Origin of the sequence: Erwinia sp. 198 (assembly GCF_003937915.1) — a bacterium.
Lineage (GTDB): Bacteria > Pseudomonadota > Gammaproteobacteria > Enterobacterales > Enterobacteriaceae > Erwinia > Erwinia aeris.
Window position 1 is genome coordinate 76459 of the sequence record NZ_RHUM01000016.1, and the last position, 13298, is coordinate 89756.

The 13298-nt window shown below is 56.4% G+C and carries 11 protein-coding genes, 2 tRNA genes and 1 rRNA gene; 3 read left to right on the forward strand and 11 right to left on the reverse strand.

Annotated elements, in window-relative coordinates:
- Positions 1-405 precede the first annotated feature (405 nt).
- Positions 406-1884: a ketol-acid reductoisomerase gene (gene ilvC, locus EGK14_RS19415; protein ID WP_125290739.1), complete on the reverse strand. Its 1479-nt coding sequence runs from the start codon at positions 1882-1884 to the stop codon at positions 406-408.
- Positions 1885-2039: 155 nt separating this feature from the next.
- On the opposite strand from ilvC, the gene ilvY reads away from it, so the two are divergent.
- Positions 2040-2921 (forward strand): HTH-type transcriptional activator IlvY, encoded by an 882-nt coding sequence (ilvY, locus tag EGK14_RS19420; protein WP_125290740.1) that lies wholly within the window; start codon positions 2040-2042, stop codon positions 2919-2921.
- On the opposite strand, the gene ilvA is transcribed toward ilvY, so the two are convergent.
- From ilvA to EGK14_RS19450, 6 genes are all read right to left on the reverse strand, one after another.
- Positions 2918-4462, reverse strand: a complete 1545-nt coding sequence (gene ilvA / locus EGK14_RS19425; protein ID WP_125290741.1) for a threonine ammonia-lyase, biosynthetic — start codon at positions 4460-4462, stop codon at positions 2918-2920. The genes ilvY and ilvA overlap by 4 nt on opposite strands.
- A gap of 3 nt (positions 4463-4465) precedes the next feature.
- The gene (gene ilvD / locus EGK14_RS19430) at positions 4466-6316 is read right to left on the reverse strand and encodes a dihydroxy-acid dehydratase (protein ID WP_125290742.1); all 1851 of its coding nucleotides are present in this window, start codon (positions 6314-6316) and stop codon (positions 4466-4468) included.
- A gap of 54 nt (positions 6317-6370) precedes the next feature.
- Positions 6371-7303 carry a branched-chain amino acid transaminase gene (locus tag EGK14_RS19435; protein ID WP_125290743.1) on the reverse strand — a complete coding sequence of 311 codons (933 nt, stop codon included), beginning with the start codon at positions 7301-7303 and terminating at the stop codon, positions 6371-6373.
- Between the two features lie 18 nt (positions 7304-7321).
- Positions 7322-7579, reverse strand: coding sequence for an acetolactate synthase 2 small subunit (gene ilvM, locus EGK14_RS19440; RefSeq protein WP_125290744.1), 258 nt, complete (start codon positions 7577-7579; stop codon positions 7322-7324).
- Entirely contained in the window at positions 7576-9222 is a 1647-nt protein-coding gene (gene ilvG / locus EGK14_RS19445; protein ID WP_125290745.1) for an acetolactate synthase 2 catalytic subunit, read from the reverse strand. Before ilvG ends, ilvM begins: the two co-directional genes overlap by 4 nt.
- 149 nt (positions 9223-9371) lie before the next feature.
- A complete protein-coding gene (locus tag EGK14_RS19450) occupies positions 9372-9470 on the reverse strand; it encodes an IlvGEDA operon leader peptide (protein ID WP_125290746.1) in 99 nt (32 codons plus the stop codon).
- Between the two features lie 327 nt (positions 9471-9797).
- Between EGK14_RS19450 and EGK14_RS19455 the strand changes: the two genes are divergently transcribed.
- Positions 9798-11315, forward strand: a complete 1518-nt coding sequence (locus EGK14_RS19455; RefSeq protein ID WP_125290747.1) for a YifB family Mg chelatase-like AAA ATPase — start codon at positions 9798-9800, stop codon at positions 11313-11315.
- Positions 11316-11376: 61 nt separating this feature from the next.
- On the opposite strand, the gene EGK14_RS19460 is transcribed toward EGK14_RS19455, so the two are convergent.
- Complete coding sequence (locus EGK14_RS19460) at positions 11377-11715, reverse strand: DUF413 domain-containing protein (RefSeq protein WP_125290748.1); 339 nt, start codon at positions 11713-11715, stop codon at positions 11377-11379.
- A gap of 121 nt (positions 11716-11836) precedes the next feature.
- On the opposite strand from EGK14_RS19460, the gene hdfR reads away from it, so the two are divergent.
- Positions 11837-12661 carry an HTH-type transcriptional regulator HdfR gene (hdfR, locus tag EGK14_RS19465; protein ID WP_125290749.1) on the forward strand — a complete coding sequence of 275 codons (825 nt, stop codon included), beginning with the start codon at positions 11837-11839 and terminating at the stop codon, positions 12659-12661.
- 268 nt (positions 12662-12929) lie between these two features.
- On the opposite strand, the gene EGK14_RS19475 is transcribed toward hdfR, so the two are convergent.
- The 3 genes from EGK14_RS19475 to rrf form a co-directional block, all read right to left on the reverse strand.
- Positions 12930-13005 (reverse strand) — tRNA-Trp (locus EGK14_RS19475).
- A gap of 7 nt (positions 13006-13012) precedes the next feature.
- Positions 13013-13089 (reverse strand) — tRNA-Asp (locus EGK14_RS19480).
- A 100-nt stretch (positions 13090-13189) separates the two neighbouring features.
- A 5S ribosomal RNA gene (gene rrf / locus EGK14_RS19485) occupies positions 13190-13298 on the reverse strand; the annotation flags it as partial.

Genomic DNA, 13298 nt, shown 5'->3' on the forward strand with positions numbered 1-13298 from the left:
GGGAATGGATTCTGTTTAGCGGCGGCATATTATCATCCACAACGGCAACCTCAATACATGCGCCATTTATAAATTAATAACATCGCCAGTCGGCGGGGTTTTTTATTTCCTGAGCCTGGGGCAGACTTGTCGGGTAGTCATTGTCGTAATGCATCAGGGTACCCTGATAACGTCACGGATATATAGCGTTCGCTTCGCCAGGCCTTTTTACTTTTTAAGAATGGCTAATCGCAGGGCCGTTAACCACGGCTACGGCAGCATCGGTGACTGGATGGGGGTTTATTATAACGCCAGGGGGATTAACAACCTTTGTAGCTGACTTAATGATCGGTGACGCAATCGCTAAGGCAGAGAAAATGCCAAAGGCGCGGCAAATTACCACGCCTTTGGTTATCAGCAGCGCGGTTAGCCCGCTACCGCGATACGTTTCATATCGGTCATATAGCCACGCAGCTTGCGGCCAACGGATTCGATAGGATGGTTGCGGATAGCTTCGTTAACGTCACGCAGCTGCGCGTTATCCACCGTAGTCGTGGTTGCCGTCGCCTTGCCCAGATCGCCCGTTTGTAACGTGCTCATAAACTCTTTCAGCAGCGGAACAGCCGCGTAAGAGAACAGATAGTTACCGTATTCGGCAGTGTCGGAGATCACCACGTTCATCTCGTACAGACGCTTACGAGCGATAGTGTTAGCGATCAGCGGCAGCTCGTGCAGCGATTCGTAGTAGGCAGACTCTTCGATAATGCCGGAAGCGACCATGGTTTCAAACGCCAGCTCAACGCCCGCTTTCACCATCGCAATCATCACCACGCCTTCGTCAAAATAATCCTGCTCGGCGATTTTACCTTCAAACTGCGGCGCGGTTTCAAAAGCGGTTTTACCGGTCTCTTCACGCCAGCCCAGCAGTTTTTGGTCGTCGTTGGCCCAGTCGGCCATCATGCCGGAAGAGAATTCGCCGGAGATGATGTCGTCCATGTGCTTCCGGAACAGCGGGGCCATAATGGTTTTCAGCTGTTCAGACAGCTCGAAAGCGCGCAGCTTAGCCGGGTTAGAGAGGCGATCCATCATCAGCGTGATGCCGCCCTGCTTCAGCGCTTCGGTCACGGTTTCCCAGCCGAACTGGATTAATTTTTCCGCGTAGGCCGGATCGGTGCCTTCTGCCACCAGCTTGTCAAAGCACAGCAGCGAGCCGGCCTGCAGCATGCCGCACAGGATAGTCTGCTCGCCCATCAGGTCGGACTTCACTTCCGCCACGAAGGACGATTCCAGCACGCCCGCGCGGTGGCCGCCGGTTGCGGCTGCCCAGGCTTTGGCAATCGCCATGCCTTCGCCTTTTGGATCGTTTTCCGGGTGAACGGCGATGAGCGTAGGCACGCCGAAGCCACGCTTATACTCTTCACGCACTTCCGTACCCGGACATTTTGGCGCAACCATCACGACGGTGATGTCTTTACGGATCTGCTCGCCGACTTCTACGATATTAAAACCATGCGAGTAACCCAGCGCCGCGCCGTCTTTCATCAGCGGCTGTACGGCACGCACTACCGAAGTATGCTGTTTGTCCGGCGTCAGGTTTACCACCAGATCCGCCTGTGGGATCAGCTCTTCATAGGTGCCGACTTTAAAACCGTTTTCCGTCGCTTTACGCCAGGAAGCGCGTTTCTCCGCGATGGCCTCCGCGCGCAGCGCATAGGCGATATCCAGCCCGGAATCACGCATATTCAGGCCCTGGTTCAGGCCCTGAGCACCACAGCCAACAATCACGACCTTTTTGCCTTTCAGGTAGCTTGCCTCGTCCGCAAATTCATCGCGCGCCATAAAGCGGCATTTACCTAATTGCGCCAGCTGATTGCGCAGGTTCAACGTGTTGAAATAGTTAGCCATGGGAACTCCTGAGGTTGTGTTCGTCTTTTATTTTATCGGTGATGCCGTATCACCCTCTTAATCCCCATCATATGACAGGAAATGTATTGCTTAAATTGATATATTAACAACGTCATATTGCAAATACTGCAACGCTAAAATGAGGCCGCAAGCGCATGGATTTACGCGATCTGAAACTCTTCCTGCATCTGGCCGAAAGCCGTCATTTTGGCCGCAGCGCGCGGGCGATGCACGTCAGCCCTTCCACGCTTTCCCGCCAGATCCAGCGGCTGGAGGAAGACCTGGGCCAGACGCTGTTTCTGCGCGACAACCGCACCGTTACGCTGACCGACGCCGGAGAACAGCTGCGCCAGTTTGCCCAGCAAACGCTGTTGCAATATCAGCAGCTGCGTCACGCCATTGGCCAGCACGGCCCGTCGCTGAGCGGCGAGCTGCGTCTGTTTTGCTCGGTAACGGCGGCCTATAGCCATTTGCCGCCGATCCTCGATCGCTTTCGCGCCGAACATCCGCTGGTGGAGATCAAACTGACCACCGGCGATCCTGCCGACGCGGTGGATAAGGTGCAGAGCGCCGAAGCCGATATCGCCATCGCCGGACGGCCAGAAACGCTGCCCGCCAGCATTGGCTTTACGGCCTTAGGCCCGATCCCGCTGGTGCTGATCGCGCCCGCGCTGCCCTGTCCGGTTCGTAGCCAGGCCAGCCAGCCGGAACCGGACTGGCCGCAGATCCCGTTTATCCTGCCCGACCAGGGGCCAACCCGACAGCGTATCGATCTCTGGTTCCGTCGCCGCCGCATCGCCAGTCCGCTGATTTACGCCACCGTGGCGGGGCATGAGGCTATCGTCTCAATGGTGGCGCTGGGCTGCGGCGTGGCGCTGATCCCGGACGTAGTGCTGGAGAACAGCCCGGAGCCGATCCGTAACCGTATTCTGGAACTGGAAAATATTGATATTGTCGCGCCGCTGGAGCTGGGCGTCTGCGTACAGAAAAAGCGGCTCAACGAGCCGCTGATTGATGCGTTCTGGAGCCTGCTTTAGCCCGCCAGGAAGAAGCTGAAGGCCGGGTTATGGGTTTCGTCATGACAATCATAGCCCAGAGCCGCCAGATGTTCTTCAAACTGCGGTTCGTTCTCGCCCAGCTCGAATCCCGCCAGCACGCGGCCATAGTCCGTACCGTGGCTGCGATAGTGAAACAGCGAAATATTCCAGTGGGTGCCCAGCGTCTGCAAAAAGCGCAGCAGCGCGCCGGGCGCTTCCGGGAACTCAAAGCTGTAAAGCCGTTCTTTAAGCGGCTTTGACGGGCGACCGCCGACCATATAGCGTACGTGCAGCTTCGCCATTTCATCGTCGGAGAGATCCACCACCTTATAACCGCCTTCGTTCAGCAGCTGCAGGATTTCATGTCGCTCTTCCAGACCGCGCGTCAGCCGCACACCGACAAAAATGCAGGCGTTGTCCGGGTCCGCGAAGCGGTAGTTAAACTCGGTAACGGCGCGTCCACCCAGCAGCTGGCAGAACTTCAAAAAACTGCCCTTTTGCTCGGGGATCGTAACCGCCAGCAGCGCCTCACGCTGTTCCCCCAGCTCGCAGCGTTCGGAAACGTAGCGCAGGCCGTGAAAATTGACGTTGGCACCGGAAAGAACATGCGCCAGCCGCTCGCCTTTGATCTGATGCTGCTGGATATATTTTTTCATGCCCGCCAGCGCCAGCGCGCCAGAAGGCTCCGCGACGGCACGCACGTCTTCAAACAGATCCTTCATCGCCGCGCAGATAGCATCGCTGTCCACGGTGATAATGTCGTCAAGATACTCCTGGCAAAGCCGGAAGGTTTCGCTGCCGATCCGCTTTACCGCCACGCCTTCGGCAAACAGCCCGACGCGCGGCAGATCGACTGGCTCGCCCGCTTCCAGCGCTGCTTTCAGACAGGCGGAGTCTTCCGCTTCCACCGCAATGACCTTGATCTGCGGCATCAGCTGTTTGATCAGCACCGCTACCCCAGCCGCCAGACCGCCGCCGCCGACGGGCACAAAAATACGGTCGAGGTGCGCATCCTGTTGCAGCAGTTCCATTGCCAGCGTGCCCTGCCCGGCAATCACCATCGGATGGTCGAACGGCGGCACAAAGGTGTAGCCCTTCTGTACCGCCAGCTCCAGCGCCTTCGCTTTCGCTTCGTCAAAATTGGCACCAAACAGGTAGGCCTCACCGCCAAACGCCCGCACGGCCTCTACTTTGATATCAGCCGTCGCTACCGGCATAACGATCAGAGACTTAATCCCCAACCGGGTCGCCGACAGCGCTACACCCTGGGCATGATTGCCCGCCGAAGCGGTCACCACGCCGCTGGCCTTTTGCTCCTCGTTAAGCGAAGCGATCATCGCGTAGGCGCCGCGCACTTTGAAGCTGTGCACCGGCTGACGATCTTCGCGTTTAACCAGCACCGTATTGCCAAGACGAGAGGAGATTTTCTCCATCTTTTGTAGGGGCGTGACCTGCGCAACTTCGTAAACCGGCGCACGGAGTACCGCTCGCAGATACTCCGCGCCACAAGGCTCGGCGGATAACGGTTGAGACTCAGCCATGTTTTAGCCTCCCAGCTTGCTTTTGTCGCGTACTGCGCCTTTGTCCGCGCTGGTCGCCAGTAAAGCGTAGGCGCGCAGAGCAAAGGAAACCTGACGTTCGCGGTGATGAGGCGTATAGGCCGCGTCGCCGCGCGCCTCTTCCTCTTCACGACGCGCGTGCAGTTCGTTGTCCGGCACATCCAGTTTGATGCCGCGATTCGGAATATCGATATCAATCATGTCGCCGTCTTTCACCAGCGCGATGGTGCCGCCGCTGGCTGCTTCCGGCGAAGCGTGACCGATAGAAAGCCCTGAGGTGCCGCCGGAGAAACGGCCATCGGTGATCAGCGCGCAGCTTTTGCCCAGCCCCATCGATTTCAGGTAGGTGGTCGGATAAAGCATTTCCTGCATTCCCGGCCCGCCTTTCGGCCCTTCGTAGCGGATCACCACCACGTCGCCCGCCACGACTTTGCCGCCGAGAATGGCCGCTACCGCATCGTCCTGACTTTCGTAGACTTTGGCCGGGCCGCGGAAGGTGTGGCTCTCTTTTTCTACGCCGGCGGTTTTTACGATACAGCCATCTTCTGCCAGATTGCCATACAGCACGGCAAGGCCGCCGTCCTGGCTGAAGGCATGTTCACGGGAGCGGATGCAGCCTTCCTGACGATCGTCGTCCAGCGTTTCCCAGCGCGTATCCTGTGAAAACGCCTGAGTGGTGCGGATACCCGCCGGGCCGGCGCGGAACATTTTTTTTACCGCCTCGTCTTTGGTCAGCATGATGTCGTACTGTTGCAGCGTTTCCTGCAGGCTCAGACCCAGCACGTTGCGCACGCTGTTATCCATCAGGCCCGCCCGATCCAGCTCGCCCAGAATGCCGATGACGCCACCAGCGCGGTGTACGTCTTCCATATGATATTTCGGGGTGCTTGGCGCAACCTTACAGAGATGCGGCACCTTGCGGGAAAGCCGATCGATATCGGAGATATTAAAATCGATTTCGCCTTCCTGCGCGGCCGCCAGCAGGTGCAGAACGGTATTGGTCGATCCGCCCATCGCGATATCCAGCGTCATCGCGTTTTCAAAGGCGGCCTTGCTGGCGATATTACGCGGCAGCACGCTTTCGTCATCCTGCTCGTAGTAGCGTTTCGCCAGGCCAACGATGCGTTCGCCAGCCTTCAGGAACAGCGCCTTACGATCGGCATGGGTTGCCAGCAGGGAGCCGTTGCCTGGCTGCGACAGGCCCAGCGCCTCCGTCAGACAGTTCATTGAGTTAGCGGTGAACATACCGGAGCAGGAACCGCAGGTCGGACAGGCCGACCGTTCGATTTTGTCGCTGTCTTCGTCGCTGACGTTCGGGTTAGCGCCCTGGATCATCGCATCGACCAGATCCAGCTTGATGATCTTATCGGAAAGTTTGGTTTTCCCGGCTTCCATCGGGCCGCCGGAAACAAAGATCACCGGAATATTCAGGCGCAGGGAAGCCATCAGCATTCCCGGCGTGATTTTGTCGCAGTTAGAGATACAGACCATGGCGTCCGCGCAGTGGGCGTTGACCATGTATTCGACCGAGTCGGCGATCAGCTCGCGCGAAGGCAGAGAGTAAAGCATACCGCCGTGCCCCATCGCGATGCCATCATCGACAGCGATAGTGTTGAATTCTTTGGCGACGCCGCCGGAAGCTTCAATCTGTTCGGCAACCAGTTTGCCCAGGTCGCGTAAATGTACGTGCCCCGGTACGAACTGCGTAAAGGAGTTGACCACGGCAATGATAGGCTTGCCAAAATCGTCGTCGGTCATACCCGTGGCGCGCCACAGCGCGCGGGCACCGGCCATATTACGGCCATGAGTGGTGGTGGCGGAACGGTACTTAGGCATGCTCATACTCCAGAATCAGATGATACACGGGCGTCAAACGACGCCCGTAAAATGTCATTGTTGTGGGTTGACCGGATCCAGCCAGCCCCACTTGTCTTCGGTTTCGCCGGTAAACAGCCCAAAGAAAGCGGACTGGATGCGGGTCGTGATCGGGCCGCGTTTGCCTTCGCCAACCTGAATGCCGTCCACGCTGCGTACCGGAGTGATTTCCGCCGCCGTACCGGACATAAAGATTTCGTCGGCCAGATAGAGCGATTCGCGGGAAAGCACCTGCTCGCGTACCTCAATGCCCATCTCTTTCGCCAGTTTGATGATGGCGTCGCGCGTGATGCCCGGCAGCGCGGAGGAGGTAAACGGCGGCGTAAACAGGATGCCATCTTTCACTTCAAACAGGTTCTCGCCGGCGCCTTCAGAGATATAGCCCTGGGTATCCAGCGCGATGCCTTCCTGATAGCCGTGACGGCGCGCTTCACTGCCCACCAGCAGAGAGGAAAGGTAGTTGCCGCCCGCTTTCGCTGCGGTTGGCAGCGTGTTTGGCGCCACGCGGTTCCAGGAGGAAACCATCGCATCAATACCCTGCTCCAGCGCTTCCGCGCCCAGGTAAGCGCCCCACGGGAAGGCGGCAATGATCACATCGGTGCTGTAGCCGTCCGGCGGGTTCACGCCCAGGCCCACGTCGCCGACGAAAACCAGCGGGCGAATATAAGCGCTGGTCAGCTTGTTGACGCGCAGCACTTCGCGGCAGGCTTCCATCAGCTCATCAACGCTCTGGCTGACCGGAAAGCGATAGATCTTTGCAGAGTCGTGCAGACGCTGCATATGTTCACGATGGCGGAAGACTACCGGGCCTTTGTGCGAGTCATAGCAGCGAACGCCTTCAAATACGGAGGTGCCGTAGTGCAGCGCGTGGGACATGACGCTAACTTTCGCCTCTTCCCACTTCACCATCTCGCCATTGAACCAGATAAAGTCAGCTTTCTTCGTCATTCTTCTTTCCTTTCGCGCTCAGGCGCGGATTTGTTGTGTTGTCTGGTGTTGGATGTGAACGGTGGCAACATCCATCAACTTACTTAACTGTGTTGACAGTAAATCGACCGGGCGCTGGCTGGCAACGGTCATGGCAATATTTATGCTGTCGCTATTTTCGCCGGAAGACATATTCATTGCGCAGACCTGAAAGCCGCGATGGCGAACAACGCGCAGGATGCGTTCCAGGATTTCAGGGCGCAGGCGCGCCTCTATGGATAACTGATGCTGCATCATGAGGTTTTCTCCATCATATTTTCGTTGCTGGCACCCGGCGGCACCAGCGGCCAGACGTTTTCGAGTTCATCAATGGCGACATGCAGCATGTAAGGTCCTTCGCTGTTCAGCAAAGCGTCTACCGCGGCGGCCACCTGGTCTTTACGGGTAATGCGCTGGCCGGGAATGTCGAAAGCGCGAGCCAGCATCAGGAAATCGGGGTTGTCGGAGAGATTGGTTTCGCTGTAGCGCTCCGAGAAAAACAGCTGCTGCCACTGGCGAACCATGCCCAAACGCTGGTTATCCAGCAAAACGATTTTCACCGGCAGCTGCTTGCGCTTGATGGTGCCCAACTCCTGCACATTCATCATAAAAGAGCCGTCGCCAGACACGCAGATCACGGTATCTTCCGGGCGGGCGACCTGCGCGCCCACGGCGGCTGGCAGACCGAAGCCCATCGTACCGAGGCCGCTGGAAGTAATAAAATCTTCCGGCTGGTTAAAGCTCATATGCTGCGCTGTCCACATCTGATGCTGGCCGACATCGGTGGTGACGACCGCGCTTGCCGGTTTACGATCGGAGAGCTGTTTCAGAAACAGCGGCGCGTAGATCGCCTGACCCGGATGATCGTAACGCCAGCCGTGATCGGCCTTCAGCGCCCGTACATGCTCGCGCCATGCGCTGATTTCCGTCGGATGATATAAGTCCGGCAGCAGCTTATTGAGGTCGCCTCGTAATCCCACATGCGCCTGACGCAGTTTGTTCAGCTCGGCGGGATCGATATCCATATGGATAACGCTGGCATGAGGAGCAAACGTATCCAGCTTGCCGGTTACGCGATCGTCAAAGCGGGCGCCGACGGCGATCAGTAGATCGCACTGCTGGACGGCAAAGTTGGCGGCCTTGGTGCCATGCATACCCAACATCCCCAGATAACAGGTATCCTGAGGATCCGGCGCGCCCAGCCCTTTCAGCGTGGCTACGGTAGGAATGCCCGTTTCGCGAGCGAACGCACGCAGAGCCTCTACGGCGCCGGCCATGCCAACACCGCCGCCTACGTACAGAACAGGTTTCTTCGCCTGAGCCAGCATGGCGCGCGCCTGCACCAGCGCCTGATGAGGATGCTCCGCCTCGTCTTCAACCGCCGCCAGATGGGCGGTCAGCTCGCCGCTGGCTAACTGAATATCTTTAGGGATATCGATCAGCACAGGGCCGGGGCGGCCGGAGCGGGCGATGGCGAAAGCTTCGGCCATGACTTCCGGCAGCTCCTCCAGCGAGCCAACCAGGAAGCTGTGTTTGGTACAGGCCAACGACAGACCGAGCACGTCAATTTCCTGAAAAGCGTCGGTGCCGATCAGACCGCCGGCGACCTGGCCGGTAATCGCCACTACCGGCACGGAATCCATCATTGCATCAGCCAGCCCGGTGATAAGGTTGGTCGCGCCGGGGCCGGAGGTGGCAATGCAAACGCCGACTTTTCCGGTAGAACGGGCATAACCGATGGCGGCCATGGCAGCACCCTGCTCATGTCGGCACAGTAGATGTTCGACGCCGCCATCATAAAGCGCATCATAGACGGGCATAATCGCACCACCCGGATAGCCGAAAACAGTCTCGACTCCCTGCCCACGCAACGCCTGAACCACCCACTGAGCACCATTCATAGTTATTTCCCCGCCTCTCGCTGGGAACAACAGCATTTTATTCTACTGTTCATCTTCTGTTCCTCTGTCGTTGATAGCCTGTCAGCCCTGCCAAAAAAAAACCCCCGGACCTTTCGGTGCGGGGGTTCTTCTGAATTCAGGCTTGATTTTTAAGCCTTTCTTCCTCCGAGCGTAGCCCCGCACGGCGTGATAATAATCACGACGACGTTGATAATGACAAGGCTTAGGACTCGTAGAAGGGCTTTCATTTAGATTCGATAAATTCACTTGTTCGAAGTAATGCCTACAGAGTTATCACAGTTAGCTCGATGCATTCAACTTTTTTCATCACTTTATTTTATGACGGCTGACCCGATTAATAAAAAACCAATGGTTAATCAAAGAATAAGCCAAATCCTGAAAATTATTCATTACGCACCAGACGCAATGGTTTTGCCCTGTTTTTGTCGGTAGCGTCAAATTTTTTATAAGGGCTTCAGTAAGCGATATTTTTTTGCGAGCCGCTTCGATAAGCGAAAAATCGGTTCTCGCCACCCATCAGCAAGCGGGACAGAATACAGCCATAAGGAGATTTTATGTCGCTATCTGTTACCTATACGCGTGCGGCTATCGGCGTGGAAGCGCCTCTGGTAACCGTTGAAGTGCATTTGAGTAACGGTCTGCCTGCCCTGACGCTGGTCGGCCTGCCGGAAACCACGGTTAAGGAAGCGCGCGAACGTGTCCGCAGCGCGCTGATAAACTGCGGTTTCACCTTTCCCGCGCGACGCATTACCGTCAATCTTGCGCCAGCCGATCTGCCCAAAGAAGGCGGCCGATACGATCTTCCCATCGCCATAGCGATTTTGGCGGCCTCAGAGCAAATTTGCGGAGAAAAACTGGGGCAGTATGAGTTACTGGGAGAATTAGCATTGACGGGTGCTCTGCGAGGCGTACAGGCTGCTATTCCTGCTGCCATGGCGGCGGCGGAGGCGAAGCGGACGCTGATCCTCTCCACGGACAACGGCCACGAGGCCAGCCTTGTAAAACATGCGCATAGCCGTCTTGCGAACAGCCTGCTTGACGTATGCGCTTATTTAAATGGTCAGGCGGATCTCCAGCAGGCCAGCGATGCTCCCGCCGACATCGTGATGCCCGCCGAGGATTTAAGCGAGGTCATCGGCCAGCAGCAGGCTAAAAGAGCGCTGGAGATCGCCGCTGCCGGCGGTCATAACCTGCTGTTGATTGGCCCGCCCGGCACGGGCAAGACGATGCTGGCGACCCGTCTTGCAGGTTTGCTGCCGCCGCTGAGCGATCGGGAAGCGCTGGAGAGCGCCGCTATCGCCAGCGTGGCGGGTTCGTTGCTGGCCGATCACCCATGGCGTCAGCGGCCTTTCCGGGCGCCTCATCATACCTCTTCACGCTATGCGCTGGTTGGCGGCGGCACTTTGCCTAAACCCGGCGAGATCTCTCTGGCGCACAACGGCGTATTGTTCCTTGACGAACTACCGGAGTTTGAACGCAGGACGCTGGATGCCCTACGAGAGCCTGTCGAGTCGGGAAGTATTTCCCTGTCGCGTGCTAAAGCAAAGGTCATCTATCCGGCACGATTCCAGCTGGTGGCTGCCATGAATCCCAGTCCTACCGGTCAGCATGGTGTAAAACACAACCGCAGCACTCCTCAACAGACGCTGCGCTACCTCAGCCGTCTTTCGGGTCCCTTTCTCGATCGTTTCGACCTCTCGCTGGAAGTCCCCCTCCTGCCGCCCGGCACATTAAGCCAGGCCTGCGTCAGCGAATCCAGCGCAACGGTGCGTCAACGGGTCGTGACCGCCAGAGACGTCCAGCTAACGCGGGCCAGGGCGATTAACGGGAAGTTAACGCCAGGCGATATACGGCGATTTTGTGAAATAAGCAAAGAGGATGCGCGCTGGCTGGAAGAGGTGCTTAATCAGCTGGGGCTTTCCGTTCGCGCCTGGCAGCGCATTTTGAAAGTAGCCCGAACCATTGCTGATTTAGCGCAAAAAGAGAGTATTAAACGGGAGCATTTACTTGAAGCATTAAGCTATCGGGCAATGGACAGATTGCTGGTTCATCTGCTTAACAGTCTGGAATAGGTTTTTATCTTGCAAAAAAGCGTTTATCGCTGACAATAAAGGGGCCGAAGCCCCTTTATCATTAATCATCGCTGTCCGAATAGTCTTCCACGCCTTCCATCTGCGGCTTGCCGCCGGAAAGCGTATGAAAACGCTTAGGACGTTTGATACGCGTCATATACTTTGACCATACCCGTTCTGCTTCGGACTGAGGTTCGCGTACACCACGGCATACCTCAATAAACAGACGCTCTTCTTCCGTTGCGGGTTCGCGCTTTGCCAAATCCAGCTCGTTAAAAGCGTAACCATAACGCTCAAGAAGTTGAGCTTCTTTGATAGTGAAATCACCGTGGCGCGAGAAACCGCGTGGGTAATGTTTGTTATCGAAAAAACGATTCGTTGTTGCGAAGCTTTCCGCCATTTTACACGCTCCTAACTCTTTTATGGCCGTGCTATTTATGGCGCGGAGTATTAGATACGCTTGACAGAGTGTAAAACAAAACATTTAAATCATGACGACAAATGATTTTCAGGAGACGGATGTGGATACGGAATTATTAAAGACCTTTCTTGAAGTGAGCAGAACCCGCCACTTTGGACGTGCCGCTGAAGCGCTCTATCTCACGCAATCTGCCGTAAGTTTTCGCATCAGGCAGCTGGAAAATCAGCTGGGCGTTAACCTTTTCACGCGTCACCGTAACAATATCCGCCTGACTTCGGCGGGTGAAAGGCTGCTTCCTTATGCCGAAAGCCTGATGAGCACCTGGACGATGGCCAAAAAAGAGGTCGCGCATACCCAACAGCATCATGAACTTTCTATCGGTGCCAGCGCGTCTCTTTGGGAAGCTTATCTGACCCCCTGGCTACAAACGCTGTATGAAAATCGGGAAGATTTGCACCTGGAGGCAAGAGTGGCTCAGCGTCATTTGCTGGTTAAACAGCTGCATGAGCGCCAGCTGGATCTGCTGATCACCACGGAAGCGCCTAAAATGGATGAGCTGACCAGCCAGCAGATCGGTCATATTTCGCTAACGCTTTATCGATCGCGGCAATCGGAGAAGCGTGAAAAGTATGATTACATTAAGCTGGAATGGGGCGCTGATTTTCATCAGCATGAAAGCTATCTGGCGGGTGCGGACGATGTACCCGTGCTGACGACAACATCAGCTCATCTGACGCGTCAGCTACTGCATACCACCGGTGCCTGTGCTTTCTTACCGGATATCTGGCACAGCGAGTACCCCGATTTATCCGTTATCCCGGATACGCCCGTCGCCGTACGCCCGCTTTACGCCGTCTGGCTGCAAAACAGCGATCAGCAGTCACACATCAGACAGTTGCTCAAGTTTCCGGTTAATACGCCTTAGTTTAAGTTTCCGGTCATATGCCCTTGTTTCAGGGCCCTCAGGACAGAATGGTCAGCCGCTGGCCATTTCCTGACTTTAATATCAGGAGGTAAGGTCGTTTGATATGCAGGGATAAAGGCCAGGATCCGTTGAGAAACAGTACAGACAGGCAGGACAGGCAGGACAGGCAGGACAGGCAGGACAGGCAGGACAGGCAGGACAGGCAGGACAGAATAGCCGTTTTTCAAACAAAAAAAATCCTTTGCCGGAGCAAAGGATTATTTTTAAATGGCAGGGGCGGAGAGACTCGAACTCCCAACACCCGGTTTTGGAGACCGGTGCTCTACCAATTGAACTACGCCCCTAAAAGGGTGGCGGAACGGACGGGGCTCGAACCCGCGACCCCCTGCGTGACAGGCAGGTATTCTAACCAACTGAACTACCGCTCCACCGATTCTGTACTGAACTCAGAATGTTGCTTCTGATATCAGGTGTTTCGCCTTTTCCGCGTCACGGGAAAAGTCATGACCATAAATGGTCTAAATTGATGCCTGGCAGTTCCCTACTCTCGCATGGGGAGGCCCCACACTACCATCGGCGCTACGGCGTTTCACTTCTGAGTTCGGCATGGGGTCAGGTGGGACCACCGCGCTAAAGC